Genomic DNA, 17,554 nt, shown 5'->3' with positions numbered 1-17,554 from the left:
GCGAGCGTTGACCGTCCGGTGGTCCGAGTCCGGTCGATCCGGTCGGAAGCGCTGTCCGATCGCGGTGCTCACGGCACCGCGATCGACAGTTCCGGCCCGTCCGGATCGGCGGCGAGCCGGGTCGCCAGCAGCGGACCCTCGGGAGCGCCCGCCATCGGACGCACGTCGGGATGTCCGTCGCTGTCCAAGCGGATCGGAATGCTGTGCCGCAACGCCGGGTCCGACACGGGATGGTCGGAGCGGGTGTGGCAGCCCCTGCTCTCGGTGCGGGCCGCCGCGGCCAGCAGCAGGACGCGCGCCGTCAAGGTGAGCGCCCCGTCTTCGATATCGGCGATGCGCTTGGCCGCCAGCGCCTCCGGTGCCACCGCGGCGGAATCGCCCGCCGCGTTGCGTATCGACTGGGTGAAACGTGTCGACATGCTGCGCAGGACAGCGCGTTCCAGGCGCGCGTTCGCCTCGTCGAGACCGTCGCGGTCCCTGACCACCGACGCGTGCGCCGTCATCACCTGTTGCAGCGCCGCGCGCGCCACCCTCGGCATGGTCCGGGTCCTGATCTCGGTCACCTCGGCAGGCATATCCCTGCGCTCGGCGACCGCCGCGCCGACCCGCTCACCGACGACGAGACCTTCGAGCAGACTGTTGGAGGCCAACCGGTTCGCACCGTGCAGTCCGGTCCGCGCCACTTCGCCCGCCGCGTACAGGCCGGGAACCCCGGTGCGACCGTACGGATCGGTGACCACACCTCCGCACTGGTAGTGCGCGGCGGGGGCGACCGGGATGAGATCGACGCGCGGATCCAGACCCGCCGCGCGACAGCTGGCGGTGATGGTCGGGAAACGTTCGACGAATCCGTCGATCGCGCGGCCGTCGAGATAGACGTGATCGGTGCCGAGTTCACGCATGCGCGCGGCGATGGCCCGCGAGACGACATCGCGCGGGGCGAGATCACCCCGTGGATGTACGCCCGCGGTGACCGAATCCCCCGCGGAGTCGACCAGTATCGCGCCCTCGCCGCGCACCGCCTCGCTGATCAGCGGACGCCGTCCGGTACCGCCGGGGGTGTAGAGCACGGTGGGATGGAACTGCACGAATTCCAGGTCCGCTACCGCCGCCCCGGCCCACAGCGCGAGCGCGATCCCGTCCGCCGTCGCGCCGGAGGGGTTGGTGCTCAGCGCGTACAGCTGACCGAGACCGCCGGTCGCGAGCAGGACCGCCGGGGTGTGCACGACGCCGAAACCCCGCTCCGACACCGCGATCACCCCGCGCACCCCGGTCGGCCCGGTGACCACCTCGCAGGCCGCCGCGCCGAACAGCACGGGCAGTCCGGCCGCGTTGAGGGCGCGCTGTACCTCCGCGCCGGTGGCGTCACCACCGGCGTGGATGATCCTGCGGGTGCTGTGCCCGCCCTCGCGGGTGCGCGAGATCTGGCCGTCGCGGCCGAGATCGAAGACCGCGCCGAGATCGGTCAGCGCGGCGACCGCGTCCTGCCCCCCGGAGACGATGGAACGCACCGCCTCCACTTCGCACAGTCCCGCACCCGCCTCGACGGTGTCGAGGACGTGGGATTCGATCGAATCCTCTTGCGGCGCCACCACGGCGATACCGCCCTGGGCGTACTGCGTCGATGTATCGGTGGGTCCGCCCTTGCTGAGCACCAGCACCCGCGCCCCGTGCAGCGACGCCGTGCGCGCCGCTGTCAGACCGGCGACACCGCCGCCGATCACCACGAGATCGGCGGCGGCTTCCCACTCGATCGATACCGGAGCCGTCATCTCTCCACGCCTCTCGCTCCGGGCCCACCCGGCCCGGCGGCCGCCCAGCGGCGGCCTCCATAGATCACGCGCGCGCCGACCCTCGGGTCCGCGCGCGCCCTGCGCCCGGAAGGGCCGTCACTCGCCCCCGCCGGGATTGCCGATCTCGATCATCCGTTGCACCGAGCTACGGCCGCGGGCAGCGGTTTCCACGTCGACGTGCACTTCGTCGGCGCCCTCGACCAGGCAGCGCAGCAGCGCGGCCGGGGTGATCATCTTCATGTACTTGCAGGAGGCGCGATCGTTGACGGCCTTGAAGTCGATCCCGGGCGCGGCCTTACGCAGCTGGTGCAGCATGCCGACCTCGGTGGCGACGAGCACCTGGCTGGACTTGGCCGCCTTGGCCGCGTCGATCATGCCGCCGGTCGAGAGGATGTGCACCCGGTCGGCCGGGAAGGAACCCTCGCCCGCCAGGTACAGCGCCGACGTCGCGCAACCGCATTCGGGGTGCACGAACAGTTCGGCGTCGGGATGCGTGCGCGCCTGCTCGGTGAGCTCGTCGCCGTTGATGCCCGCGTGGACGTGGCATTCGCCCGCCCAGATGTGCATGTTCTCGCGCCCGGTGACGCGTTTGACGTGCGCGCCGAGGAACTGGTCCGGTAGGAACAGCACCTCGCGATCGGGGTCGATGGAGGCGACGACGTCCACCGCGTTCGACGACGTGCAGCAGATGTCGGTGAGCGCCTTCACCTCGGCCGTGGTGTTCACGTACGACACGACCATGGCATTCGGGAATTCGGCTTTCCACGCGCGCAGTTCGTCGGCGGTGATCGAATCCGCCAGTGAGCAGCCCGCCCGCTGATCCGGGATGAGGACGGTCTTCTCCGGGCTGAGGATCTTCGCCGTCTCGGCCATGAAGTGCACGCCGCAGAACACGATGGTGTCCTCGGCGGCTTCGGCCGCGATCCGGGACAGCGCCAGCGAGTCGCCGACGTGATCGGCCACGTCCTGGATCTCGGGCAGCTGGTAGTTGTGCGCGAGAATCGTCGCGTTGCGCGCACGCGCGAGCCGCTTGACCTCTTCCGCCCACTGCGGCGTCGCCTCGACACCGGTGAATCCCGATGGTCCGTCGACCACCTGCTCCATCAGCGCAGGCGCGAGCTGTGCACCCATTGTCGCCATGATGGCTCCCTTCCTCGTGCGGCCGGCCTCTTCGCCGTAATTCGCACCAAACCAGGTTTTCGACTTACAATCGAAAACGTGGCCCATAGTAGCACCATCCATGAAACGCTCACCGCCGTGTTCCAGGTTCGTCGATTCTCGAAGGACATCACCGCAGGTAGTGGCGTTGTCGAGGCTGTCGAGACGATCGAGACCGCGTTCGCCCCGTGCGGACCCGATCAGCGAACAGAATTGGCCGTACTGCTGTGGGAGCGCGCCCTCGACCCGCAGAAGGACACCTGGTCACTACCCGGAGGTCGACTCCGCGACGACGAGGATCTCGACATCTCGGCCCGGCGTCAACTCGCCGAGAAGGTCGACGTGCGCGAACTGGCCCACCTCGAACAACTCGCGGTGTTCAGCGCTCCCGACCGGGTCCCCGCGCCGCGCCGCATCGCCTCGGCCTACCTCGGGCTCGTGCCCCTCACCGTCGATCCCGAACTCCCCGCCGACACCGCCTGGCATCCGGTCTCGGCCCTGCCGACCATGTCCTTCGACCACGGCACCGTCGTGGAACACGCCAGAACCCGGCTCGCCGCCAAACTCTCCTACACCAATATCGCCTTCGCCCTTGCCCCGTCGGCGTTCACGATGTCGACGCTGCGCGCGATCTATTGCGCCGCACTGGGTTACGACGTCGACACCACCAACCTCCAGCGGGTCCTGACCCGGCGCAAGGTCATCACGCCCACCGGAGCCACCGCCGCTCCCGGACGCGCGGGGGGACGTCCCGCCGCCCTCTACCGTTTCAGCGACTCCGGTATCCGTGTCACCGACGAGTTCGCTGCACTGCGTCCACCGACGTGAATCACTGTGGAAGACCGACTGATTCGAGAGGTCCCGGCGATCGCACGACCGTTCCGACATCGTCGCGCGTGACCGCTTTCGTCAGGAATCCATCGACCGCTTGCGGTGTTTCGCGCCGCGCCGATACTTCCGCTCGTTGCGGACCGGCTGCGCGGCACTGCTCTGCCGCAGCGCGTGACGCCGACGCCACGCGGCCAGATCCGGTCGCTCGTCGCGCTCGGCCACACCCGGCCCGGGCACGGCACGCATCTCGGCTTTCATCGATGACACCCCCTCTCCACGATCGATGCTCCCCCGACCATGTCTTCACCGAACACGCCACGGCGACTCCGCTATTCCCACGAAGGTCGGCCGGGGCGGACACCCACCGTAGCCGCCGCGATCCCCCGCTTCCACCGATTATTCGCGTCCTACAACCGGATGCCCGCAACATCGCGATGGGCCGAGCGCCAGGTCGTCCGTGGGCAGAACACCGGGACGCTTGCGGCTGTTCCCGCGGCCCGGGTCGGTGCGGATCGGATGGCGGCGGGACCGGCGTCGGCAGCGAGATGGGCGTCGGTGCGCATCGGATCCGCGGCGGTGCCGATCTGCGACCGTGACGCGACGGGTTCGCGTCACGGACGGACGCCGGGAGCCGCGCGAATTCCCGCGTCAGCGAGCCGGGCGACTCTCCCGCACCGGGCCCGCGCCCGCGGCGGGGTCATACCCGCCGTGACCACCGTTCGGGCCGTACGGCGTGTACGACGCCCCGGGTTCGAGATCGGGAACGAAGCGCTGGACCGGTCGCGTCGCACCGAAGGGACCACCGAATCCGGTGCCGAGATCCTCCGACGGGCTCAACGCGGCCAGGAACATCAACACCAGCGACGCCAGCAACGGCTGCGCGATCATCGCGAGAGCGCTTCCCAATTCGGGGGCGATATCGATGATCTGTCCCACCGGCGGATCGTCGGGGCGCGCGTGATGCCATTCGGCCACGGCCTCGCCGATGGTCCGCATGGCGAACGCGCCGAGTAACGATCCGGCCAGCAGCCCCAGTTGGAGGACGGGTCCGCGTACCGAGCGCAGCCGCCACACTCCCGCGGCCGAGAGCACACCGACCACCGCGCCGACGCAGACGAATATCGCGAGCGCGTCGAACTGGTGGACGCTCTCCCCCGTGAGCACCACCCCGCGCCCGGCCTCGGTGACCAGCAATTGTTCGACGGGCGCGAGATACCCCCAGATCGCGCCGCCGATCGCGCTCGCCAGCACGACACCGGCGACGGTCAGCAGTCCCGCGACCACTTCGCGTCGCAGGCCGCCGGATCCCACCGCCGCCACTACCGGTGTTCCAGACGCGCCGAATCGATGACACCGTGGCGCGAACATTTCGCCCACCAGCCGTCGGGGCTCACCTGCACGATCATGCGCCTGCCGCACTGTTCACAGAATCGCGGCGGCTCCAGGCCCATCGCCGCGGACGCGGGAACCACGTCGTCGACCCCTGGCACTATCCGTTTGCCGGTGAACGGGTTGTAGCGCTCGTCCATGTCCATGACATTACTCATGGTCGCGGCTCACAGCGTTTCGTTGAGCGCCTTGATCGGCATCTTCAGCTCGCCGAGCAGATCGAGGTCGGCTTCGGCGGGACGCCCGAGCGTGGTCAGGTAGTTACCGACGATGACGGCGTTGATGCCGCCGAGGATGCCCTGTTTCGCGCCGAGGTCGCCGAGGGTGATCTCGCGTCCGCCCGCGAAGCGCAGCATGGTGCGCGGCAGCGCCAGGCGGAAAGCGGCGACGGCGCGCAGCGCGTCGGACGCGGGCAGCACGTCGAGGTCGCCGAAGGGGGTGCCGGGGCGCGGGTTGAGGAAGTTCAGCGGCACCTCGTCGGGTTCGAGCACCGCGAGGTTCGCCGCGAATTCCGCACGCTGCTCCAGTGTTTCGCCCATGCCGAGGATGCCGCCGCAGCAGACCTCCATGCCTGCCTCGCGCACCATGCGCAGGGTGTCCCAGCGCTCCTCCCAGGTGTGGGTGGTGACCACGTTCGGGAAGTACGACTTCGAGGTCTCGAGATTGTGGTTGTAGCGGTGCACGCCCATCGCGGCCAGCTGATCGACCTGTTCCTGGGTGAGCATGCCCAGCGAACACGCGACCTGGATGTCGACTTCGTTGCGGATCGCCTCGACGCCGGCGGCGACCTGGGCCATCAGACGTTCGTCGGGTCCGCGGACGGCCGCGACGATGCAGAACTCGGTGGCGCCGGATTTGGCGGTCTGTTTGGCGGCCTCGACCAGGCTCGGGATATCGAGCCACGCGGCGCGGACCGGGGACTGGAACAGGCCCGACTGCGAGCAGAAGTGGCAGTCCTCGGGGCAGCCGCCGGTCTTGAGCGAGATGATGCCCTCGACCTCGACCTCGGGGCCGCACCAGCGCATGCGGACCTCGTGCGCGAGGGCGAGCAGATCCTCCAGTCTGTCGTCGCCCAGGCGCAGCACTTCCAGCGTCTGCTCCTGGCTCAACCCCTCGCCGCGCACGAGCACCTGCTCGCGGGCGACAGCCAGGATATCGGTGGTCACTGGTGCCTGGGTCACTGCACGAATCCCTTCGTCCGGCCGAGGTGGCCGTGCAACTTGAACGGTGTTCAGGCTAGGGTAGCGGTAGACAGCGAGTCAAACATCCACACGGGGAGGGCTTCGGGTGCAACTGCACAGAGCGGACGTGGTCGACGGCGCGATCGCCATCCTGGACCAGTACGGTCTCGGCGATCTGACGATGCGTCGGCTGGCGGGATCACTACAGGTCCAGCCCGGCGCGCTCTACTGGCATTTCCCGAACAAACAGGCGCTGCTCGGCGCGGTCGCCGACCGGATCCTGGCGCCGATGGACGAGCCCGTCGCCGCCGAGGAGTGGTCGGCCCAGATCACCGAACTGGCCCACCGGCTGCGCGATTGCCTGCTCACCTACCGCGACGGCGCCGAACTGGTTTCGGCCACCTACGCGTCGAGGCTGACCACGAGCAAGGGGCGCGAGCGCATGGTCGGTGCCGTGATCCGCGCGGGTATGCCACGCCCCGAAGCCGAGTCGGCGGCGTTCACGCTGCTGTACTACGTCCTCGGTCAGACCGTCGACGAGCAGTCCCGTATGCAGATGGATTCCGTCGGCGCGCTCGCCGAGGACACCTCGCCGCTGGACGAAACCCCCGACGCCACCGCGACTTTCGATTTCGGTCTGCGATTGTTCGTCGGCGGTGTGCGCCACCTGCTCGGCACCCGGGTGCGTTGAGACGTCTTCCGGTCAGGGGCGGGTGATGAAATCGAAAGTCGCCCTGATCTGTTCGGCGTTCGGTGTCGGCAGCGTGGCACGCCCGTGGACGAATCCGATACCGATGAACGACAGGATCCCGGCCCGCATCCGCGCGTCGGCGGCGGCGAAACCGAGTTCGGTCAGGGTCTGTTCCAGTACCGCGAAGATCCGCTGATCCAGGGATCGCACCGCGTCGAACACCTTGGGATTGGTGCGGGCCCAGTCGCGGACCGCGTACTCGACCTTCCACAACTCGTCGCCCGCGAGCAGTTCGCCCATGCGCTGGAGTCGCCGATCCGGTGACAGGGCCTCCAGCCCCTGCAAGCCGCGAACGCTGTCGTTCTGCGCGGCGCACCAGTGGTCGGCCGTCGCCTCGAGCAGATGTTCCAGATCATCGAAATGCCAGTAGAAACTGCCCTTGGTGACGCCGAGGTGTTCACACAGCCGGGCGATCGAGATCGCGGCGACACCCTCGCTCAGCAGGACCGACATCGCCGCGTCGACCCAGTTCGTGACCGTGAGTTTGGGCGCGCGCCGGGTCCGTCGCGCGGCGGCCGCGGCTTTGCGTTTGGACACCTCGACGACGGGCGACGGGTGTTGGTCCGACCCTTCTGTCATCGCCGCCTTCTCGTTGTTGGGACGAGCCATTCCGGCGCCGTCATCCGCATCCGGTTCCGCCCCACCGGCCCGAACCGGGCCGTTCACGGGGCACGGCGAGCGCGAGTCGACTCCGATGCGGTCCCAGATTAACAGTGCCACCGGCGACCGAGACATGCAGACATACTTTAGAGTATGTTGCGACATACCTTAGGGTATGTGAGGCCGGGGGTTCCGGTCGCACCATCCAGCTCTGTCGAAAGCGCGGGTCAGCATGGAGATCTCGGTACCGGTCGGCGCGGAAACACCGCGGACGGCCGCGGCACACCACCCGACCTCGTTCCGCTACCGGGAACGCCGCGAGAGCCGCGGTATCCGCCGGATCCGGGAAAGCTTCATGACGCTGTTCCGCACCGATCTCTTCCCGGCCGACGACATCGCCGAGGCGTTCCGCGCCGACCTCTACCGCGGTGATCCGACCGCCGAACGCTTCGTCGCCGAGGTGTTCGACGGCGAGACCGGCGCCAAACGCGGCCGCAAACAGCTGGAGACGGCATTGCGCGACGGCGTGGACGCGGTTCCCGACGCGCACGACGCGATGCGCGAGTTGTTCCGGGAATTCGAGACGGTCCCCGACTGGGTCCGCCCCGAACTCGTGGAACAGGGCGCGGCGATCTGGCGACGGTGGGGCACCATGCTCTTCGCGATGGCGGGCGCGGAAACACTCGAGATGTACACCGAGGCCGCCGTCGCCACCCCGCTGTCGCTGGCGGGCGGCTACGCCGGAGACAACGCGCTCAGGCGATTCCTCGAGACGACCCGATTCTGGATCGACGTCTCCGAGCCAGGCGCGATCCTGACACCGGGATCGGCGGGCCGGGCCACCGCCCTCAAGGTCCGGATCATGCACGTCTCGGTACGCAAACGCGTTGCCCAGCACCGGGAATGGGATCCGCGGCGCTGGGGCCTTCCCATCAGCCAGAGCTATATGCTGCTCACCCTGCTGGCGGGAAGCATCACGCCAGCGCTGGGTCTGTGGCCACTCGGACATTTCACCACCCCCGGCGAAATGCGCGCGCTACTGCATTTCCAACGCTATATGGGCCATCTGCTCGGCGTGCGCGTCGACTGGTATCCCGAGACCATCGGCGACGCCCTGCGCATTCTCGCGATGGTCATGATCTCGCGCGCCGACGACGCCGGTGAGCAGGGCCGCGAATTGATCGAATCCTATCCGGCGGCCTTCGCGCCCCGCCCCGACCAGCGCGGTCTGCGCCGGTTGCGTCAGGCGTACAACTACCGGCTGCACTCGGCCTACACCGCGCTGTACATGTCGCCGATCACCCGCCGCCGATACGACCTGCCCAGCGCGTTCCCGTGGATTCTGTGGCCGCTGGCCCGCACCCCGTTCGTCGCCGTCGCCGAGATCGCCCGCCGCACGGTGCCGGGCCTCGACCGCCTGCACGAACGCGTCACCCGGGCGCATCGCGAGAACTGGTACCGCTCGCAGATGCGCGGGCGCGGTGCGCAATTCGATGCCACCGGTGCACTGCGCCGCTGAGTCGCCGACGCCCGTCGCCGTACCGCCCGGGCCACCATGCCCGGTTCGGTGTCATCGCCGATGTCACCCACCGCGCGGCGAACTATTTTCCGCCCGTGGGTATTTCGACCCCACTCTCGACCTCACGCTCCGGCCGCCCGCCACGCCGATCCGGGTCCTTCCCCGGCGACGGCACGCCGGGGAACCAGCGGTACATCGTCGCCGCCCCCAGTACCGACGTCACCGCGAGCGCGACCGCCGATCCCGCGAGCACGGTGACCACGCTGATGGCCCCGACCGCGATCGGCCCGACGAAGGCGCCCGCGTCATGCGTGAGCCGCCACGCCCCGAGGAATTCCGCACGCCTGGCCTCCGGGGCGACATCCGCGCCCACGGTCATGATCAGCCCGTTGCTCAGACCGTTGGCGACACCCAGGATGAACGCCGACACTCCGATCGCGACGGCCGACGAGGTCAGCGGCAGGCTGGCGTAGCCGAGCGCGAACAACGCCATGGCGGGGACACCGGTCGCGCGTCGTCCATACCGATCCAGCCAGATACCGGCGGGATACGACATCAGGACATCGACCGCACCGGCCACTCCGAAGATCAGGCTGATGGTCGCCGCGTTCACCCCGATATGCGCCGCCCACAGCGGCAACAGCGCGAGCCTCGCCGCCCGTGCCGCGCCGACGAGCAACGCCGAGGAACCCAGGGTGGCGAGAACGCGGCGGTTCTCGACGATCACCGCGCGCAACGGCTGGACGCTGCCGTCGGAATGCTCGCCGTCCGCCGACGGGATCGCCACCATGGCCGCCGCCGAGATCGCTGTCGCGACGAGTTGCAGCCACAGGGCCCCGTTCGGCCCGAAGAAATGCACCGGAACCGCGCCGAGGAACGGTCCGCAGAACAATCCGAACCGCGAGGAAGCCGCCAGCAGCGACATCGCCCTGCCGCGATCGGCCGGTGCGACGACGGCGACCAGATACGACTGGCGCGCCAGCCCCCACACCGCACCGGACGCGCCGACGAGCAGCATGCCCACCGCGAGTACTCCGACATTCGGCGCGCACAGCGCCGCGGCCACCCCGATCATGCCGACACCCGACCCGACCGCGATGGCGCCGCGCTCCCCGATCCGGGCCACGATCCCGCCCGCGGGCAGATCGGCGAGCACCATGCCGAGCCCGGTGAGCGCGACGATGACACCGGCCTGGCCCGCGGAGGCGCCGAGATCGACGGCCCGCAGCACATACATCGGCCCGGCCGCGCCGTAGCCGACGCTGTAGATCGCCATCGGCACGAACATCGTCCACGCCAGACGACGCAGCGCGACCGAGGTGTCGGCGGATATCGATCCGCCGGTCACCGGCCCGCCGTCGCGACGTCGAGCCGGTCCGACCGCACCGGGTGTCCGGCGCCGGTACAGCAGCCCGCGGCGCTCACCCGGCCAGTGCCGGGTGGCGCGCGTAGCGGCTCTCGGGCCTGGTCAGCCCGAAATGATCGCGCAACGTGGTGCCGGTGTACTCGGTCCGGAAGATGCCGCGTTCCTGCAGAATCGGCACGACGGTCCGCGCGAACACCTCGAGACCGCCCGGGTAGTACGGCGGCATCACATTGAAGCCGTCGGCCGCGCCGTTGCGGAACCATTCCTCGATGGTATCGGCCACCTGCTCCGGAGTTCCGGCGAAGACCCGGTGCCCACGAGCACCGGCGAGGCGGTGCAGCAGCCCGCGAACCGTCGGCCGTTCCCGCTCGACGATGCCCGCGACGACCTGCAAACGGCTGCGGCTGTTATCGGTGACATCGCCCGCGTCGCTGAACAATTCGAGGGGAACCGGCCCGTCCAGCGGCAGATGGCGCAGACTCGTGCCCGCGATCGACTCCAACTGCTTGAGGCCGTAGTCGGGAACGGTGAGTTCGTTGAACTCGCGCTCCAGTTTCTTGGCCTCGGCCTCGGTGTCGGCGATGAACGGGCTGATGCCGGGCAGGATCTTGATCTGGTCGGGATCGCGACCGAACGCACGCGCCTGGGCCTTGATGTCGGAGTAGAACGCCTGTGCGTCCACGAGCCGCTGATGGGCGGTGAAGATGGCCTCGGCGTATTTGCCCGCGAAAGCGCGGCCGTCGTTGGACGCGCCCGCCTGCACGAGCACCGGATGCCCCTGCGGTGTGCGGGGAGCGTTGAAAGGCCCACGCACCTTGAGGTATTCGCCGACGAAGTCGATCTGATGGATCTTGTCCGGATCGGCGTAGATACCCGCTTCCTTGTCGAGCAGGATCGCGTCGTCTTCCCAGCTGTCCCACAGCGAGACCACCGCGTCGACGAATTCCCGTGCCCGCGCGTAGCGTTCGGCGTGGTCGGGGTGCGCGTCGAGGCCGAAATTCGCCGCTGCGAGATCGGTGCCGGTGGTGACGATATTCCAGCCCGCGCGACCACCGGAGATGTGATCGAGGGTGGAGAACAGGCGAGCCAGGTTGTAGGGCTCGTAGTAGGTGGTCGACGCCGTCGCGATCAGACCCAGATGCGTGGTGGCCGTGGCGATCGCGGTGAGCAGCGTGATGGGCTCGAGGCCGGATACCGCGTTGTGCTTCACATCGGCGCGCAACGCCGGTCCGTCGGCGAAGAAGACCGCGTCCAGCTTGGCCGCTTCGGCGGTCCGGCCGATCTCCTGGTAGTAGCCGACGTCGTAGATCCGCTCCGGCCTGCTCTGCGGATGCCGCCAGGCGGCTTCGTGATGTCCGGACGGGTAGATGAAAGCGTTGAGGCTGAGCTGACGTGGCTCGGTCATGAAGGCTGTTTCGCTTCCTCGCGAGTATTCGACGGGATCCCTTCCACACCGACACCGAGGCCGGCGAGCAGGATCTCGCGCAAACGAATGAATTCCGGATCACCGTGGCGGCGTGGACGGCCCAACTCGACGCGCTGATCGAGCACGATCTGCCCCTCGTCGAGGACCAGCACCCGGTCGGCGAGCAGCACCGCCTCGTCCACATCGTGGGTCACCAGCAGGACCGCGGGCTTGTGCTTGGCGCACAACTCCTGCAGCAGTACATGCATCTTGATCCGGGTGAGCGCGTCGAGCGCGCCGAAAGGCTCATCGGCCAGCAGCAGTTCCGGTTCCCTGACCAGCGAACGGGCCAGCGCCACGCGCTGCTGCTCACCACCGGACAGTTCCTTGGGCCAGGCCCGTTCACGCCCGGCGAGACCCACTTCGGCCAATGCCGTGCGACCGCGTCCCGCGGCGTCGGAGCCGCCGAGACCGAGTGTCACATTGTCCAGCACCCGCAACCACGGCAGCAGCCGCGAATCCTGGAACACCACGGCGCGTTCCGACGGCACGGTCAGATCGCCGGAACCGGGCACGTCGTAGTCGAGTTCGGCCAGCGCGCGCAGCAGCGTGCTCTTACCCGAGCCGCTGCGCCCGAGCAGCGCGACGAATTCACCGCGCTCGATATCGATATCGATTCCGCGTAACACCACGCGCTCACCGAAACCACGATTGAGGTTACGCAACCGGACGATGGCGGATTTGTTCAGTCTCCCAAGGTCTGTCGCCATGACAGCGCCCTCCTCTCGGTCGCGCGCACGGCGATATCACCGAGCAGGCCGAGCAGGCCGTAGATCACCAGGCCGACGACGATGACGTCGATCTGGCCGTAGGTACGGGCCTGCGTCATCAGATAGCCGATGCCGCTGGTGGCGTTGACCTGTTCCACCACGACCAGCGCCAGCCACGCGATGGTGACGGCGAGGCGAAGTCCGGTGAAGAATCCCGGCAGCGAACCCGGCAGCGCCACCTTGCGGATGAAACCCCACCGGGAAAGCCCCACGGTCTGAGCGAGTTCCACGTAGCGGGCATCGACACTGCGCAGATGCGCGTGGGTGTTGATGTAGATCGGAATCGCGACACTGGTGGTGATGACGATGAGTTTCATCTCCTCGCCGATACCGAACCACACGATGAACAGCGGGATCAGCGCCAGCGTCGGAATCGACCGCTTGATCTGGATCGGGCCGTCCACCACCGCCTCGCCGACTCGGCTCAGACCCGCGACGAGCGCGAGTACCAGTCCGACCAGCACACCGATGCCGAGACCCCAGCCCGCCCGCTGTACCGAGGTGAGCAGATTCGATTGCAGTCTGCCGTCCGCGATCAGGTCGCCCGCGGTCTGGGCCACCGTCCACGGCGCGGGCAAGGTCTCCGGATCCAATGATCCGCTCGCCGAGCCGATCACCCAGGCCGCGATCAGCAGCACCGGGCCGATCGCGATTCCCCCGGGAATCGCCCGGCCGGGGCCCAGCCTCGGACGCGCGGGCCTGCGCTGGGCCAGCACCTTCGTCGAGGCGGCCCTGTCCGCCCGTTGCAGCCTGCCGAATACGCCAGCGTCGGCGGTCCTGATAGCCATCAGTTCTTCCCTCGCACGAATGTGGCTCCCGCCGCGGGCACGGTCTCGGAGATGACCGCGTCGAAGCGGAGATCGAAGCCGTTGGAGGCCTTCACCTTCTTGGGCGACTGACCGGCCGCGTCGATCACATCGATGGTCGACTGCTGCTGATCGACGAGCGCCTGGTCCAGGTGCGGGAACGTGTAGGTGCCCAGCGAATCGATGATCCGCTTCGCGTCCTCCGGACCGACCTTCTGGTTGTCCACGTAGTATTTCTGCGCCCACTCCTCCGGATGGGTGTTCACCCACTGGTAGGCCCGCACATAGGCGGCGACGAGCGCCCGCGTCGCTGCTGCCTTGGCCGGATCCTGTAGCACCGCCCGCCGGGCGTACAGGTAGGCCAGACCGCTGTAGATACCGGTCGTCTCCGAATCCGGAATCAAGGACGCGCCCTGGGTGCGCAGGAACCGGGTCACGTTCGGCTCGATGAGCGGCGCGACGTCGACCTGTCCGGTCCGCACCGCATCGGGGAATTCGGCCAACTGCAACCGGACGAGCTGCACGTCATCGGGTTTCAGATCCGCCTTGTTCAACGCGCGCAACACCGCGGCCTGCTGGGCGGTGCCCTCGGCGTAGGCGATCTTCTTCCCCTTCAGATCCACCAGGCGGGTGATCGAACGCCCCGGCGCCACCGCGAGTTTCATCGCGCTCGGCGCGGTCTGGTAGGCCGCGATGATCGGCACGTCCTGACCGGCGATCAACGCGTGGATCGGGGGAACGTCACCGACCGGCGCCACATCCGCCGCCTCGGCGCGGAACGCCTCGAGGATCGCGGGCCCGCCGACGAAATTGGCGAACTGCACCTTGAACGGCAACTTGTCCAGCTCGCCCGAAATTCGCAGCGCACTCTGCAAGCGCTCGGACTGATCGGCGATGGTCAGGGTGGTACCGGCGGGAATCTCGGTGGGCAGCGGCGCATCAGCATTGGTGGTACCGACCGGTTCGTCGTTGCTCACGCACCCGGTCAGACCAAGGCTCGCAACAGTAGCCACGGCGAGCAACGCGGCGATCGTGCGGCCACGAAGGCCGGGGAACATCGTACTTGGTCGATACATGCCGGTGATTTAAACAAGTTGCCGCTCCCCTGCATACGGTTTGGTTTGCCCTGATTCGAACTCCGACCGACCTCTGGGCTCTGGGCTCTGGCCTCTAGCCTCCGGCTCCGGCTCCGGCTCCGGCTCCGGCTCCGGCTCCGGCTCCGGCTCCGGCTCCGGCTCCGGCTCCGGCTCCGGCTCCGGCTCCGGAAGGGATGGTCTCAGCGGGGTGCGGCAGTGTTCTGGGTGGCCCTGGCCTGCGCTTGGTAGCGCTGGACGAACGGCAGCACCTGATCGGTGATCACCCGGTTGTATTCGTTGGGCCGTTGTCGGGGGTTGGCGTGGCCGGTATTGCGCGGGAATGCGACGAGCAGGGTTCCGTCGACGCCACCCACCTGTTCGACGAGCACCCGGTGCGAATATTCGACGTCGACCACGCCGTCCGCGGCGGGATCGCGCGGGCGCAGGAAGACGATGGCGGGGGGCGGTTTTCCGTCGACCGGCTCGGACAGCGCGCGCAGATCGTTGACCGCGCCGCCCGCCACGATCGCCAGGAACTGTGCTTCGATCAGGCCGTTACTCGCCGCGTCGGCCGAGTAGATCTTCTCGCGCAACACCTCGTCGAGGACCGAACGCAATTCGGCGAACCGGATGCCGGGCAACCCGTAGCCGGTGTCGTCGACGAATTGCTCTCGACGCGCATAGGTTTCGACGAGCAGTCGCAACGCGCGGCTCTCGCGCGCTCCCGGCAGCCACCCCATCCAGCGCACCATATCCTCACCGCGGCCACGGCTTTCGGGACGCACGGCGTTGAGATCCATCGGCGTGCAATCCAGCAGCACCGCCACCAGTCGACGATCACTGTCGGTGTGGATGTGTTTGGCGACTTCGAGCGCGATCACCCCGCCCATACTGTGCCCGACGAGGATCACGTTCTTCAGCCCCGACATCTGCGCCGCGCGGGTGATCAGATCCGCGATGACCTTGGTATCGATACCGCGGTTGTCGTATTTGATCGCCCACACCACACCCATGCGGCTCAACGAGGGGAGCGCGGCGGCGGTGTCGCTGGCGTTGAGCCCGCCCAACCCGACCATATCGACGACGACCGTATCCCAGTTCCTGCTGTCGGCGGGCGCGGCGATGGGCAGCACGGCCGGCTCGGTGCGTGCCAGACGCGCGCGTTCCGGGGCCACGTCGATCGCCCAGTACTGCGCGAACACGATGAGCCCCGCGACGAACAGCGCGGCGACCCGCAGCAGCATCAGCCTGGTGCGGCGCCACGTCAGCCAGTCGTGTCCGAGGCGAGTCGCTCGGAATCGAGCCTTCCGTCGCGCATCGTCCCAGTCCGAAATGCTGGACGGATGCCGATCGTCCAACGGCGACATCACTCCACTGTGCCTCCATTCCGTCCCCGCCGCTTCTCGACCCGCGAGCGCCCCTCCCTCTCCGTGCACATCCCTCGGATCCACGCGGCCGCGCCGATCACAACATCGGCGGCCATACCCACCGCTGTTCGGCTCAATCAGCCAGGCACCACGAACGAGGACACACAGCGTGAAAAGCGACGGCTGATCAGGCAGTTCGACGGGAACAGATCGGTCCGCCCCCCGAACCGTTGGGTCCAGCGCCTTTACGCACGGGTCGATGTGCTTACGTACGGGCTGATGTGCTTTCGACCCACATACGAGTTGATGTGCCGTACCACGCGGCGCGGCATACCCGCACCGAACAAGCCCGGTCGGCCCCGAAACTGAGAGCATCGGCTCGGCACAGCATTCGGACGCCACAGCGTCACTCTCGACGCCAGAGCGTCACTCTCACCTGGCGATGGCCGCAAGGTCAGGCCATCGGGCGACTGGCGGACTGGCGGACTGGCGGACTGGCGGACTGGCGATCATCACCCACCCGCCGCCGAACGGGCGACAGCGACAGCGACAGCGACAGCGACAGCGACAGCGACGAAATACCACGCCTGCACAGCCGGTTGCCAGCTGTTGTAGGGCCGCGAAGTATCAGTGGGTCGACAACGATTCCGCCAGTTCGGCGAGTTTGCCGAGTGAGATCCGCCAACCCAACTCGTTCTCGTCCGGCGCCACCCCCGGCGGGACGCCGTCGTGCAGTGCCACCAGGTCGGTTCCGCCGTGCTCGGCGTCGGCCAGGCGGTAGGTGATGGTCATCTCGCCGCGAATATCGGGATTCTCCGTCACGAATTCGACGATCTGCACGACCTGTTCATCGGGAACGAGGGTGACGAAGCGGCCGCCGAACGTGTCGGTGTGCGCGGAGGTCTTACCGACAGCAGTCGGCTCGTCATAGGTCAGCGAGATACGGAAGGCCCCACCCGGCGTCGGATCGAATTCGTGGACACGACTGGTCATTCCGGTGGGAACCATCCAGGTCCGTACCGCGTCCGCATCGATCAACAAGCGATAGACCACCGACCGCGGTGCGCCGATATGCCTGCCGATTCTGGTGGTGGCCACGCGCTCCACCGTAGTCGGCGAGCACTCGGCCGCAAGAGCGCCGACCAGTGGTGAGAAGTCGTGGAACGCAGAAAGGCCCCCAACAATGTTGGGGGCCTTTCGCAATGATGTTCCGGCGGTGTCCTACTCTCCCACACCCTGTCGAGTGCAGTACCATCGGCGCTGGCAGGCTTAGCTTCCGGGTTCGGAATGGGACCGGGCGTTTCCCTGCCGCTATGGCCGCCGTAACTCTATGAAACTATCCACACAACAGCGCTGACAACCAAAAACACAACAATAATCGTGTTTCGGGTGTCTGCTGCAGTGTCTGTGTGTTGTTTCAGATACCGCACAGTGGACGCGTAGCTTCTTTGTTGGTAAGTCCTCGGCCTATTAGTACCAGTC

17 protein-coding genes and 1 rRNA gene are annotated in these 17,554 nt (G+C 67.9%); 3 read left to right on the top strand and 15 right to left on the bottom strand.

What is annotated here, in order from left to right; translation table 11 throughout:
- Positions 1-68 precede the first annotated feature (68 nt).
- Positions 69-1,772 carry an L-aspartate oxidase gene (locus DAT37_RS37905; RefSeq protein ID WP_109529767.1) on the bottom strand — a complete coding sequence of 568 codons (1,704 nt, stop codon included), beginning with the start codon at positions 1,770-1,772 and terminating at the stop codon, positions 69-71.
- A gap of 117 nt (positions 1,773-1,889) precedes the next feature.
- Entirely contained in the window at positions 1,890-2,933 is a 1,044-nt protein-coding gene (gene nadA / locus DAT37_RS37900; RefSeq protein WP_109529766.1) for a quinolinate synthase NadA, read from the bottom strand.
- A 78-nt stretch (positions 2,934-3,011) separates the two neighbouring features.
- Here nadA and DAT37_RS37895 point away from each other — a divergent pair, with 78 nt between their 5' ends.
- On the top strand, positions 3,012-3,779 hold the full coding sequence (locus DAT37_RS37895) for an NUDIX hydrolase (protein ID WP_109529765.1): 768 nt from the start codon (positions 3,012-3,014) through the stop codon (positions 3,777-3,779).
- 81 nt (positions 3,780-3,860) lie between these two features.
- Here DAT37_RS37895 and DAT37_RS37890 read toward each other — a convergent pair whose 3' ends face one another.
- The 4 genes from DAT37_RS37890 to bioB all read right to left on the bottom strand — a co-directional run bounded on the left by DAT37_RS37890 (position 3,861) and on the right by bioB (position 6,352).
- The gene (locus DAT37_RS37890; protein WP_109529764.1) at positions 3,861-4,040 is read right to left on the bottom strand and encodes a hypothetical protein; all 180 of its coding nucleotides are present in this window, start codon (positions 4,038-4,040) and stop codon (positions 3,861-3,863) included.
- 390 nt (positions 4,041-4,430) lie between these two features.
- Positions 4,431-5,102 (bottom strand): DUF2567 domain-containing protein, encoded by a 672-nt coding sequence (locus DAT37_RS37885; RefSeq protein ID WP_232840251.1) that lies wholly within the window; start codon positions 5,100-5,102, stop codon positions 4,431-4,433.
- Positions 5,102-5,329, bottom strand: a complete 228-nt coding sequence (bsaP, locus tag DAT37_RS37880; protein WP_232840250.1) for a biotin synthase auxiliary protein BsaP — start codon at positions 5,327-5,329, stop codon at positions 5,102-5,104. The genes DAT37_RS37885 and bsaP overlap by 1 nt, the downstream gene beginning before the upstream one ends.
- A gap of 9 nt (positions 5,330-5,338) precedes the next feature.
- Positions 5,339-6,352 carry a biotin synthase BioB gene (gene bioB, locus DAT37_RS37875; protein WP_109529763.1) on the bottom strand — a complete coding sequence of 338 codons (1,014 nt, stop codon included), beginning with the start codon at positions 6,350-6,352 and terminating at the stop codon, positions 5,339-5,341.
- Between the two features lie 106 nt (positions 6,353-6,458).
- Between bioB and DAT37_RS37870 the strand changes: the two genes are divergently transcribed.
- Entirely contained in the window at positions 6,459-7,043 is a 585-nt protein-coding gene (locus DAT37_RS37870) for a TetR/AcrR family transcriptional regulator C-terminal domain-containing protein (RefSeq protein ID WP_109529762.1), read from the top strand.
- A 12-nt stretch (positions 7,044-7,055) separates the two neighbouring features.
- Here DAT37_RS37870 and DAT37_RS37865 read toward each other — a convergent pair whose 3' ends face one another.
- Positions 7,056-7,682: a TetR/AcrR family transcriptional regulator gene (locus DAT37_RS37865; RefSeq protein ID WP_109529935.1), complete on the bottom strand. Its 627-nt coding sequence runs from the start codon at positions 7,680-7,682 to the stop codon at positions 7,056-7,058.
- Positions 7,683-7,935: 253 nt separating this feature from the next.
- On the opposite strand from DAT37_RS37865, the gene DAT37_RS37860 reads away from it, so the two are divergent.
- The gene (locus DAT37_RS37860; RefSeq protein WP_109529761.1) at positions 7,936-9,222 is read left to right on the top strand and encodes an oxygenase MpaB family protein; all 1,287 of its coding nucleotides are present in this window, start codon (positions 7,936-7,938) and stop codon (positions 9,220-9,222) included.
- Positions 9,223-9,304: 82 nt separating this feature from the next.
- Here the strand turns inward: DAT37_RS37860 and DAT37_RS37855 are convergent, their stop codons facing one another.
- The 8 genes from DAT37_RS37855 to rrf form a co-directional block, all read right to left on the bottom strand.
- Positions 9,305-10,570: an MFS transporter gene (locus tag DAT37_RS37855; protein WP_232840249.1), complete on the bottom strand. Its 1,266-nt coding sequence runs from the start codon at positions 10,568-10,570 to the stop codon at positions 9,305-9,307.
- Between the two features lie 73 nt (positions 10,571-10,643).
- Positions 10,644-11,993 (bottom strand): LLM class flavin-dependent oxidoreductase, encoded by a 1,350-nt coding sequence (locus DAT37_RS37850; RefSeq protein ID WP_109529760.1) that lies wholly within the window; start codon positions 11,991-11,993, stop codon positions 10,644-10,646.
- Positions 11,990-12,763, bottom strand: a complete 774-nt coding sequence (locus DAT37_RS37845; RefSeq protein WP_198654644.1) for an ABC transporter ATP-binding protein — start codon at positions 12,761-12,763, stop codon at positions 11,990-11,992. Before DAT37_RS37845 ends, DAT37_RS37850 begins: the two co-directional genes overlap by 4 nt.
- On the bottom strand, positions 12,739-13,611 hold the full coding sequence (locus DAT37_RS37840; protein WP_109529758.1) for an ABC transporter permease: 873 nt from the start codon (positions 13,609-13,611) through the stop codon (positions 12,739-12,741). Before DAT37_RS37840 ends, DAT37_RS37845 begins: the two co-directional genes overlap by 25 nt.
- Complete coding sequence (locus tag DAT37_RS37835; protein WP_109529757.1) at positions 13,611-14,705, bottom strand: ABC transporter substrate-binding protein; 1,095 nt, start codon at positions 14,703-14,705, stop codon at positions 13,611-13,613. The genes DAT37_RS37840 and DAT37_RS37835 overlap by 1 nt, the downstream gene beginning before the upstream one ends.
- A gap of 200 nt (positions 14,706-14,905) precedes the next feature.
- Positions 14,906-16,072, bottom strand: coding sequence for an alpha/beta fold hydrolase (locus DAT37_RS37830; RefSeq protein WP_109529933.1), 1,167 nt, complete (start codon positions 16,070-16,072; stop codon positions 14,906-14,908).
- Between the two features lie 627 nt (positions 16,073-16,699).
- Positions 16,700-17,170, bottom strand: coding sequence for an SRPBCC family protein (locus DAT37_RS37825; RefSeq protein WP_109529756.1), 471 nt, complete (start codon positions 17,168-17,170; stop codon positions 16,700-16,702).
- Between the two features lie 110 nt (positions 17,171-17,280).
- Positions 17,281-17,397, bottom strand: a 5S ribosomal RNA gene (rrf, locus tag DAT37_RS37820).
- Positions 17,398-17,554: the final 157 nt, after the last annotated feature.

Origin of the sequence: Nocardia aurea (genome assembly GCF_003123685.1) — a bacterium.
In the GTDB taxonomy this organism is placed as follows: Bacteria; Actinomycetota; Actinomycetes; order Mycobacteriales; family Mycobacteriaceae; genus Nocardia; species Nocardia aurea.
This window is presented reverse-complemented; position numbering and strand designations above follow the sequence as displayed.

What these genes read in the sequence shown, in the direction of transcription:
- DAT37_RS37905 (WP_109529767.1), bottom strand. Translation starts at nt 1,772, where the DNA reads ATGACGGCTCCGGTATCGATCGAGTGGGAAGCCGCCGCCGATCTCGTG.
- nadA (WP_109529766.1), bottom strand. Translation starts at nt 2,933, where the DNA reads ATGGCGACAATGGGTGCACAGCTCGCGCCTGCGCTGATGGAGCAGGTG.
- DAT37_RS37890 (WP_109529764.1), bottom strand. Translation starts at nt 4,040, where the DNA reads ATGAAAGCCGAGATGCGTGCCGTGCCCGGGCCGGGTGTGGCCGAGCGC.
- bsaP (WP_232840250.1), bottom strand. Translation starts at nt 5,329, where the DNA reads ATGAGTAATGTCATGGACATGGACGAGCGCTACAACCCGTTCACCGGC.
- DAT37_RS37865 (WP_109529935.1), bottom strand. Translation starts at nt 7,682, where the DNA reads ATGACAGAAGGGTCGGACCAACACCCGTCGCCCGTCGTCGAGGTGTCC.
- DAT37_RS37860 (WP_109529761.1), top strand. Translation starts at nt 7,936, where the DNA reads ATGGAGATCTCGGTACCGGTCGGCGCGGAAACACCGCGGACGGCCGCG.
- DAT37_RS37850 (WP_109529760.1), bottom strand. Translation starts at nt 11,993, where the DNA reads ATGACCGAGCCACGTCAGCTCAGCCTCAACGCTTTCATCTACCCGTCC.
- DAT37_RS37845 (WP_198654644.1), bottom strand. Translation starts at nt 12,763, where the DNA reads ATGGCGACAGACCTTGGGAGACTGAACAAATCCGCCATCGTCCGGTTG.
- DAT37_RS37840 (WP_109529758.1), bottom strand. Translation starts at nt 13,611, where the DNA reads ATGGCTATCAGGACCGCCGACGCTGGCGTATTCGGCAGGCTGCAACGG.
- DAT37_RS37835 (WP_109529757.1), bottom strand. Translation starts at nt 14,705, where the DNA reads ATGTATCGACCAAGTACGATGTTCCCCGGCCTTCGTGGCCGCACGATC.
- DAT37_RS37830 (WP_109529933.1), bottom strand. Translation starts at nt 16,072, where the DNA reads ATGTCGCCGTTGGACGATCGGCATCCGTCCAGCATTTCGGACTGGGAC.